The organism is Streptomyces laculatispora (genome assembly GCF_017353455.1).
GTDB classification, from domain to species: domain Bacteria; phylum Actinomycetota; class Actinomycetes; order Streptomycetales; family Streptomycetaceae; genus Streptomyces; species Streptomyces laculatispora.
Genome location: NZ_JAFMPZ010000416.1, coordinates 1 through 8,561 on the forward strand (window position 1 = coordinate 1; position 8,561 = coordinate 8,561).

Sequence of the window (8,561 nt, forward strand, 5' to 3'; positions counted from 1 at the left end):
CCCACGATCGCGATCGGCTCGCCACTGGACTTGCGTTCGGCGGCAGCGAGCCTCTTGCGCATGTCACGCAAGTCGGCTGTCGCCCGGCGCAGATACTCGAGAAGTTTTTCCTCGTTACTCACCGAGCATGCCCTCCTGTGTCATGACGTTCAGCGGACCGCGGACCCGCGCAGATGGCGGAATGCAGAGAAAGAGAAGAGTGGGGCCGCTCGAAAATTACGTGTCGGTGGACCTGTTGCCCACCCCTTAGTCGTGTCCGGGGTCCCCACAATCGGGCCCCTGCCTCACCCCGGCCACCCCAGAGCCCGGGTGGGGTCGCCGGTCGGCTCCGGTGGGCGGCGCACATCGGAGCGGGGTGCCGCCCGACCCGTCCCACCTGCGGCGGAGGGTGTGTCCACGAACGGCTCGCGCCGTGCCCGCAGCCGGGAGCGCCCTCGGTGCGGCGCCTTCATAGGGGCGGGTAGGGGTACTGGTTCGGGCCCGCCGGGACTAGCGTCGGGGCCCGGTACCCCATCCTGCCGGGCACGTGGGCGGCCGGCTGTTTTCCCGTCTCCGTTCCGGCCCGTCCATTCGTTTCCGCCCGGCCGGCCCTCGGGCGGTCCCTTCGGCCCTTCCGTCGTTCTCCGCAGGCGGTTTCGTGCTGCGGAACCGGTGCGGTCCGGCGAGCCCGGAACAACCATCCACCCTTCGCGCCTGAAACCGGAGTCATCATGTGGGATGAGCAGTTCGACATTCTCCTTCGGAAGCAGTTGTCCTTTCTTCCGCCGGACGAGCAGATCGCCGGGGACATGAAACTGCGCGATTTCGGTCTCGACTCGCTGGGGATGATCGAGCTGCTCGCGGGCCTCGAATCCACGTATGACGTGCATTTCCGCGACGAGGCGCTCTCCCTGGAGATATTCGAGACCCCGGACGTTCTCTGGAACTCGCTGCAGCGTCTGCGCTGAGGACCGGACATGCGTAGCGTCCCGGCACTGCGTCTGCGCGAGGGCGACCGGGCCCGGCTGGAGGCGCTGACCCGTATGTCGACCGCGCCGGCCGGGCTCGTGCGGCGGGCGCGGATCGTGCTGCTCGCCGCAGGGGGTACCTCGAACACGGAGGTCGCCGCCCTGCTGCGGGTGTCCCGTCCGACCGTCCTCAAGTGGCGTTCGCGGTACGCGGAGTCGGGCATCGCGGCACTGGGTGACCTGCCCCGGCCGGGCCGCCCCGCGACGGTGGACGAGGTGGCGGTGCTCGTCGCCACGCTCTGCGACGGCGGTACACCGCCGGCCCGGCTGCGGGCGCCGTACTGGTCGTCGCGGCTGCTCGCCGGCGAGCTGGGGATCGCCCACTCCACGGTTTCGCGGGTGTGGCGGAGGTGGGGGGTGCAGCCGCATCGCCCCGAGACCTTCCAGCTGCCCGCCGTGCCGCCTCTGCCGCCCGGCGCGCATCGCGGTGTCGTCGGGGTCTGTCGCGTGTCGCCGTGGAACGCCGTGGTCCTGCGGGCGGACGGCCGGACCGGGCACAGGCCCGAGGAACGGCTCCGGCCCCTGCTGCTCGACCGGGCCCGCCCGGGGGCGGACAGGGCCTCCGCGCCGGCCACCTTCCTGAATCTCCTGGACGCGGTCGCCCAGGCCCATCCCTACCCGAGGCTGCACGTGCTCCTGGACGGGAAGGGAGCGGTGCGTTCCCGTGACGTACGCGAGTGGCTCGCGAGAAATCCGCGGGTCGCCCTGCACCACGCACCGGCCGGTCGCTCCTGGGCCGACCTCACCGAGGTCCTCCTGCGGATCGCGGGCCCGGCGCCGCGCCCCGGCGCGCCCGAGTCCGCCCCGGCATCCGGCCGGCCGTCGCGCACCCCCGCCGAAGGCGGGCCGCCGCACCCCCTCGCCGAGGTCCGCCGAGGTGCCCCGTACGACTCGTACGGGGCCCTGGTCTCCGGCGGGAGCCTCGCGGGCATCGAGCACCGCTCCACCTCATCCATCCACCGTCACCCGGGGAACACTCATGGACCAGACGTCGGCCCACGCCCTCTATGACCGTTTCCTGCGCGGACTCGCGCGGTCCCCGCACGGGGTGGCGATCCGCGCCGGCGACGCCACGCTGACGTACCGGGAGCTGTACGACCGGGCGCTGACCTGGGCGGGCTCGCTGCTGGCCGCGCTCCCGGAGCGTCCGGCCGCGGTGGGCGTGCTCGCGGGCAAGGGCGTCGACGCCTACACGGGCATCCTGGCCTGCCTGTTCACCGGGGTGCCGATGGTTCCGCTGCAGCCCTCCTTCCCCGTGCTCCGCACCCTTCAGATGCTCGAAGCGGCGGGGGTGCAGGCGCTGATCGTGGACGCCGAGGCGGCCACGGTGCTGGAGAAGCTGCGTGCGGAGGGCGTCGGGCTTCCCGCCCTGCTGGACGGGCCGGCCGCAGGCGGCGCCGAGGGGAGGATCGTCCCCGATCCGGCGTCCCGCCTGGCGCGCCCCCGCCCGGTCGCACCGGACGACACCGCCTATGTGCTCTTCACCTCGGGTTCCACGGGCCGGCCGAAGGGTGTGCCGGTCACGCACGCCAACGGCGCCCATTACTTCGGCCTGCTCGACGCGCGGTACGACTTCGGTCCGCACGATGTGTTCTCGCAGAACTTCGATCTGAACTTCGACTGCGCGATGTTCGACCTGTTCTGCGCGTGGGGCGCCGGCGCCGCACTGGTGCCGGTTCCGGCGGGCGCCTACCGGGACCTCCCCGGTTTCGTCGCCGAACAGGGCATCACCGTCTGGTTCTCCACCCCCAGCGTGATCAGCCTGATCCGGCGCACCGGCCGGCTCGCCGACGGCGCCCTGCCCTCGCTGCGCTGGAGCTTCTTCGCCGGCGAGGCGGTGACCTGCCAGGACGTGACGGACTGGCAGCACGCGGCGCCGGGGTCGGCCATCGAGAACCTCTACGGTCCCACCGAACTGACCATCACCATCACCAGGCACCGCTGGTCGCGTGAGACGTCGCCCCGGATCGCGGTCGCGGGTGTCGTCCCGATCGGGCCGGTACACGCGGGACACGCGTGGATGCTCCTCGGCGCCGACGGCGAACCGGACCCGTCGGAGGGCGAGTTGTGTGTCGCCGGGCCGCAGCTCACGGCCGGATATCTGGACCCGGCCGACGACGCGGGCCGGTTCCTCGACCGGGACGGGGTGCGCTACTACCGGACGGGCGACCGGGTCCGGCTGGGCGAGGAGGGGCAGTTGCTCTACCTCGGCCGACTGGATCAGCAGGTTCAGGTGCGCGGGGTGCGGATCGAACTGGCGGAGATCGACGCGGCGTTGCGCCGGTGCCCGGGAGTGGAGGACGGCGTCGCGGTGCCGGTGCCGTCCGAGCAGGGCATCACGCTGGCCGCGTTCCACACCGGGGAGCGCGTGCCGCCCGTCGTCCTGGCCCGCGAGCTGAGCCACACGCTCCCCCGGGCCGTACTCCCCCAGCATTTCTTCCACATCGCGGAATTCCCGCTCAACACCAACCGGAAGATCGACCGCCGGGCACTGCTGCGACGGGCGCAGGAACTGCTCGGCCGAACGCACTGAATCCGCTGCGGGGCGGGGCTCGGGAGCCTCACTCCACCGCCGATGGGTACGCGACACGCTTACGCGTACCTGATACGCTCAGCGTGTTACGTACTCAGGGTCATGACGCAGGAAGGCATGGACGTTTGCCATGACAGAAAACAAGCCCCGGGCGGGGCTCAAGGAATGGCTCGGCCTCGTGGTGATCGTCCTGGTCACTCTGCTGATCGCCATTGACATCTCGGTTCTCGGCTTCGCGATCACGCCCATCAGCGAATCGCTGAAGCCGAGCGCCACCCAGCTGCTGTGGATCATGGACATCTACAGCTTCGTGCTGGCCGGCGCGCTGATCACGATGGGCTGGGTGGGTGACCGTTTCGGGCGCCGGAAGCTCCTCATCATCGGCGCCCTGGTCTTCGGTGTGGCGTCCGCGCTCGCCGCGACGGCCGACAGTCCCGAGATGCTCATCGGCTCGCGCGCACTGCTCGGTCTCGGCGCCGCGACGCTGACGCCGACCTCCCTGGCCCTGATCCGCAACATGTTCCACGACTCCAAGCAGCGCAAGTCGGCCATCGCCGCCTGGAGCGGCACCCTCGCCACCGGGGCGGCCCTCGGCCCGGTCGTGGGCGGCCTGCTGCTGAACAACTTCTGGTGGGGCTCGGTCTTCATGATCAACACCCCGGTGATGGTGCTGGTGCTGATCCTGGCCCCGATCCTGCTGCCGGAGCGGCGCGACCCCTCGCGCGGCAAGCTGGACCTGCTCGGCGCGTTCCTGTCGGTCGCGGGCATCATGCCGTTCATCTACGGCCTCAAGGAGCTGGCCGTGGACGGCTGGGCCCGCGACCCCGCGATCTGGGCCGCCGTCGGCCTCGTGCTGCTCATCGCCTTCGTGCAGCGCCAGCGCATGACGGCCCACCCGCTCATCGACATCTCGCTGTTCCGCTACGGCGGCTTCACCGGGGCGATCCTGACCAACCTGATGGTGATGTTCTCGTTCATGGGCGTCAGCATCCTCACCAACCAGTACCTCCAGATGGTGCTGGGCATGACACCGTTCCGGGCGGCCCTGTGGTCCATGGCGGTGATGCCGGCGATCGGAATCGCGGTCGGCCTCGTCTCGGCCCTGTCCCGCAAGGTCAAGCCGGTCTACCTGGTGGCCAGCGGCATGCTGGTGATGGCCATCGGCTTCGGTGTGCTCAGCCGCCTCACGGTGGAATCGAACGTCGCCGTCCTGCTGGTGGGCGTGGGGCTGATGGCGGCCGGCATGACCGCCTCGAAGACGCTCACGGCGGAGATCGTCGTCACCTCGGCACCGAAGGAGCACGCCGGCTCGTCCACGGCCACCTCGGAGACCTTCACCGAGTTCGGCAGCGCGTTCGGCTTCGCGGTCATCGGGAGCATCGGTTCCGCCATCTACCGGCATGACATGAACGCGGTGAACCCGGCCGGTCTCGGCGGCGAGGCGCTGGGCGCGGTCCGCAACACCATCGGCGGCGCCGCCACCGTCGCCTCCCAGCAGCCGGCCGCGATCGGTGCCGAACTGCTCTCCACCAGCCGTGAGGCCTTCACCCACGGCCTCCAGGTGGCCGCCCTCTCCGGGGCCGCCGCCATGGTCGTGGTGGCCCTGATCGTCGCCGTACTGCTGCGCAAGGTGCCGATCGAGACGGGTGAGCCGATCGACCCGTACGACCTCGACGCACCGGCGACCGTCCCCGCTCCGGGACGCATGGAGCCCGCCGCGAGCTGAGGCTCCGGACACCAAGGAAGGGGGCTGGTTCCCCACCCGGCCGGGTGGGGAACCAGCCCCCTTCCGCATGTCGTGCGTCCGGCCGGTCCCGCGGGCCGCCGGCCGGTGCCGCGTCGGGCCCGGCCGGTGGCCCCGTCAGGTGAGCGGCTTCTCGCCGTTGCGGATACGGACCAGCACCTCGACCCCGTCCAGGACCCGCTGGAGCCCGAAGGTGAAGTCGTCCTCGGGCTCGTCGAACGCCCCGGCCTCCAGCAGCTCGGCGAGTGCGGGGAACGACGCGGAGTCGGCGTACTTGGCCAGCGCGCGGCCGTAGTTGGCCATCAGGTCTTCCTCGCTGATGCCCTCGGTCACGACGCCGAGCGACATCTGCACGTTGTTGCGCACGTAGCCGATCATCAGCATCATCACGGAGAGCTTCTCGTCCGGCCTCAGCGCGGTGCCGCCCAGGGTGCGCAGGCCGCACTCCAGCCAGCTGAGCTGCCCCGGCTCCAGGGGAGGTCCGCTGACCGAGATCTGGAGCATCCAGGGGTGCCGGTGGAAGACCTCCTGGAAGGCACGGGCCCACTGCTCCAGCCCGTCCCGCCAGTCCCCCTCCGCCGTTTCGATACGGGGCGGGGTGCCGTAGGCCATGTCCAGCATCAGCTGTCGCAGCTCGTCCTTGCTCGACACGTGGCGGTACAGCGACATGGTGCCGAAGTCGAGGCTCTTGGCGACCCGGGACATGGACAGCCCGGCGAGGCCGTCGGCGTCCGCCGACTCGATCGCGGCCGTCACGATGCGCTCGACGCTCAGGCCGGTGCGGGCGGTGCGCTGTTCCCTGTTCCGCAGTTCCCAGAGCACCGCGATGCTGTTCGGCAGGCCGACGCCTTCCGTGCTCTTTCCTTCGCCAGTAGTCATCTCGTGCCTGCCTTCATCGGAAGCCTTCCCATGCGTATCACGCACGCATAGAGCATCGTATACGCCTCGGGTCCGCGGTACGCGGAGCCGGTGTGACACCGAGGTGGGGAGACGGTACGACACCGCTCTCGGTGAGAGTGGAGGAGGGCCGGGCTCGTGCGCCGCCCCCTGGTTGCGGTGGTTCAGCCGTCAGACGGCCGCCGCCGTGGCGGCCGTCTCCGCCGACGGCCGGCCGAGCAGGAGCCGGCACTGCCGCAGACCGCGTGCGCTGTTCCAGCCCAGACCGCCGACGAGGACTCCGTCGCGGTGGTACGCGGCGACGAACTCCCGGTCCGCGGTGGACCCGCTGATGATCTCCGTACGCGCGTCCGGAGGGCACCAGCCGATGGTCTGGATCTTCTCCCCGAACTGATGGGTCCAGCCGAAGGGCACGGGGGCGTACGGCTTCTCGCCCGCGTCACCGGCCAGCAGATTGGAGACGACCGCCATGGCCTGCTGGGCGGCGTTGGTCCGCTGTTCGAGCCTGACCCGCGCCCCGGCCATCATCGGGTGGGGCCAGTTGGCGACGTCCCCCGCCGCCCACACGCCAGGGGCGGCCCGGCAGTACTCGTCGCACAGGACCCCGTCCCCCAGGGGCAGTCCGGAACCGGCGAGCCAGTCCACGGCGGGCACCGAGCCGATCGCGACGACGACGAGATCGGCGTCAACGGTGGTGCCGTCCGCCAGCAGGACCCCGCGAACACCGCCGCCGCCGTCCTGGGCCATCCCCACGACATCGGCGCCGAGAACGAGCCGCACTCCGTGGTCACGGTGCATACCGGCCACGAGCTCGCCGATCCCGGCACCGACCTGGCGCTCAAGGGGCTGGGCGTTCGTGTCGATCAGCGTCACGTCGAGCCCGGCCCCGCGCGCCGTGGCGGCGATCTCCGCGCCGAGGAATCCGGCCCCGATCACCGCCACCCTGGGGCCTGCCGCGAGCGCCTCGCGCAGCCGGACCGCGTCGTCCAGTGAACGCAGGACATGGACGCCCCGGAGGCCGTCCCCGTACGGCAGCCTGCGCGGCCGGAGTCCCGTCGCGATGATCGCCGCGTCGTAGGGCAGCCGCTCGCCGGTGGAGAGGCTGACGGTCCGGGCCGCCTGGTCGAGGCCGGTGGCCCGGCAGCCGAGACGCAGATCGACGTCCACGGCGGCGAGCACGTCCTCCTTGCGCAACCAGGCGCTCGGGGGTTCCCAGCCCTCGCTCAGCAACTCCTTGGAGAGGGGCGGCCGGTCGTAGGGCGGATGGACCTCGTCGCCGACGAGCGTCAGCCCGCCTTCGTAGCCCTTGGCGCGCAACGTCTCCACCGCGGTCAGTCCTGCGGCCGCCGCGCCCACGACGACTATCCGGTTCAGCACACTCGCTCCTCGTCTCCGGTCGGTGCTCGTACGAACCCCTTGTGCCATGACCGGCAGGGCCTGCCGGGAGGGGGTACTACGCTTCGCCGCCGAGGATGTCGCCGTCGAGAATGTCGAACAGCTCGTCCGCGGTGGCCGCGCTGAGGTCATCTGCGGGGGTGTCCTCGCCGAAGAGCGTCTGCCGCAGGTGCGTGGCGAGCTCGGCGGCCGAGGGGTAGTCGAAGATCAGGGTCGGCGCCAGCCGGCAGCCGGTCACCCCGCCCAGGCGGTTCCTGAGTTCCAGAGCCGTCAGCGAGTCGAATCCGATGTCGAGGAATCCGCGTTCGGCCGGGACCGCTTCGGCGCCCGAGTGCCCCAGAACAGCGGCGGCGTGACCGCGTACCAGGTCCAGCAGGGCCCGTTCGCGGTCCTCGGTGCTCAGCCCGGAGAGACGGGCGGTCAGCGCGGCGGGGTCGGCACCCTTCGTGCGGCTCCGGACCACGGGGCCGGCCTCGGTGAGGACCATGTCCCGCAGGAGGGAGTGCGGTGCGCCGGGCTGCGCCCTCAGGGTCGGTACGTCGACGGCGAGCGGCACCAGCGCCGCCCGGCCGGAGCGCAGGCCCGCGTCGAAGAGGCGGAGCGCGTCGGCCGGGGCGAGGGCGGGCAGGCCACGTGCCGCCATGAGACGGGCGTCGTCGTCGATGGCCTCGGTCAGGCCGGTGGCGACGTCCCAGAGCCCGTAGGCGAGTGACGTCGCCGGGAGACCCTCCGCCCGGCGATGCACCGCCAGCGCGTCCAGGAACACGTTCGCCGCCGCGTAGTTCGCCTGACCGGCCGCCAGTACGGAACCGCCCGCCGACGAGAACATCACGAAGAACGCCAGCCCGAGATCCCGCGTCAGCTCATGCATGTACCAGGCCCCATCAGCCTTCGCACCCAGCACCCGGTCCAGCCGAGCCCCGTCCATCGACCCGACCAACCCGTTGTCACCCGCACCAGCCGCATGCACCACACCCACCAACCC

Annotated in this window: 8 protein-coding genes; 4 read left to right on the top strand and 4 right to left on the bottom strand. The window is 71.3% G+C overall.

Annotated features, from left to right (window positions below):
• A partial coding sequence (locus J1C73_RS36090; RefSeq protein WP_207317776.1) for a polyketide synthase docking domain-containing protein occupies positions 1–122 on the bottom strand: 122 nt, incomplete at its 3' end.
• A 588-nt stretch (positions 123–710) separates the two neighbouring features.
• On the opposite strand from J1C73_RS36090, the gene J1C73_RS20980 reads away from it, so the two are divergent.
• The 4 genes from J1C73_RS20980 (at position 711) to J1C73_RS20995 (ending at position 5,266) form a co-directional block, all read left to right on the top strand.
• On the top strand, positions 711–947 hold the full coding sequence (locus tag J1C73_RS20980; protein ID WP_207317774.1) for a phosphopantetheine-binding protein: 237 nt from the start codon (positions 711–713) through the stop codon (positions 945–947).
• A 9-nt stretch (positions 948–956) separates the two neighbouring features.
• Positions 957–2,018 (top strand): helix-turn-helix domain-containing protein, encoded by a 1,062-nt coding sequence (locus J1C73_RS20985; protein WP_242644480.1) that lies wholly within the window; start codon positions 957–959, stop codon positions 2,016–2,018.
• Positions 1,987–3,540: an AMP-binding protein gene (locus J1C73_RS20990; RefSeq protein WP_207317775.1), complete on the top strand. Its 1,554-nt coding sequence runs from the start codon at positions 1,987–1,989 to the stop codon at positions 3,538–3,540. Before J1C73_RS20985 ends, J1C73_RS20990 begins: the two co-directional genes overlap by 32 nt.
• Before the next feature lie 130 nt (positions 3,541–3,670).
• On the top strand, positions 3,671–5,266 hold the full coding sequence (locus J1C73_RS20995) for an MFS transporter (protein ID WP_123461765.1): 1,596 nt from the start codon (positions 3,671–3,673) through the stop codon (positions 5,264–5,266).
• 135 nt (positions 5,267–5,401) lie between these two features.
• Here the strand turns inward: J1C73_RS20995 and J1C73_RS21000 are convergent, their stop codons facing one another.
• From J1C73_RS21000 to J1C73_RS21010, 3 genes are all read right to left on the bottom strand, one after another.
• The gene (locus J1C73_RS21000) at positions 5,402–6,163 is read right to left on the bottom strand and encodes a TetR/AcrR family transcriptional regulator (protein WP_241200152.1); all 762 of its coding nucleotides are present in this window, start codon (positions 6,161–6,163) and stop codon (positions 5,402–5,404) included.
• A 189-nt stretch (positions 6,164–6,352) separates the two neighbouring features.
• Positions 6,353–7,558, bottom strand: coding sequence for an NAD(P)/FAD-dependent oxidoreductase (locus J1C73_RS21005; RefSeq protein WP_124285079.1), 1,206 nt, complete (start codon positions 7,556–7,558; stop codon positions 6,353–6,355).
• A 76-nt stretch (positions 7,559–7,634) separates the two neighbouring features.
• A partial coding sequence (locus J1C73_RS21010; RefSeq protein WP_242644481.1) for a beta-ketoacyl reductase occupies positions 7,635–8,561 on the bottom strand: 927 nt, incomplete at its 5' end.

Bases quoted from the DNA above. Each gene is read 5' to 3' on its own strand.
- J1C73_RS20980 (WP_207317774.1), top strand. From the start codon at position 711: ATGTGGGATGAGCAGTTCGACATTCTCCTTCGGAAGCAGTTGTCCTTT.
- J1C73_RS20995 (WP_123461765.1), top strand. From the start codon at position 3,671: ATGACAGAAAACAAGCCCCGGGCGGGGCTCAAGGAATGGCTCGGCCTC.
- J1C73_RS21000 (WP_241200152.1), bottom strand. From the start codon at position 6,163: ATGACTACTGGCGAAGGAAAGAGCACGGAAGGCGTCGGCCTGCCGAAC.
- J1C73_RS20985 (WP_242644480.1), top strand. From the start codon at position 957: ATGCGTAGCGTCCCGGCACTGCGTCTGCGCGAGGGCGACCGGGCCCGG.
- J1C73_RS20990 (WP_207317775.1), top strand. From the start codon at position 1,987: ATGGACCAGACGTCGGCCCACGCCCTCTATGACCGTTTCCTGCGCGGA.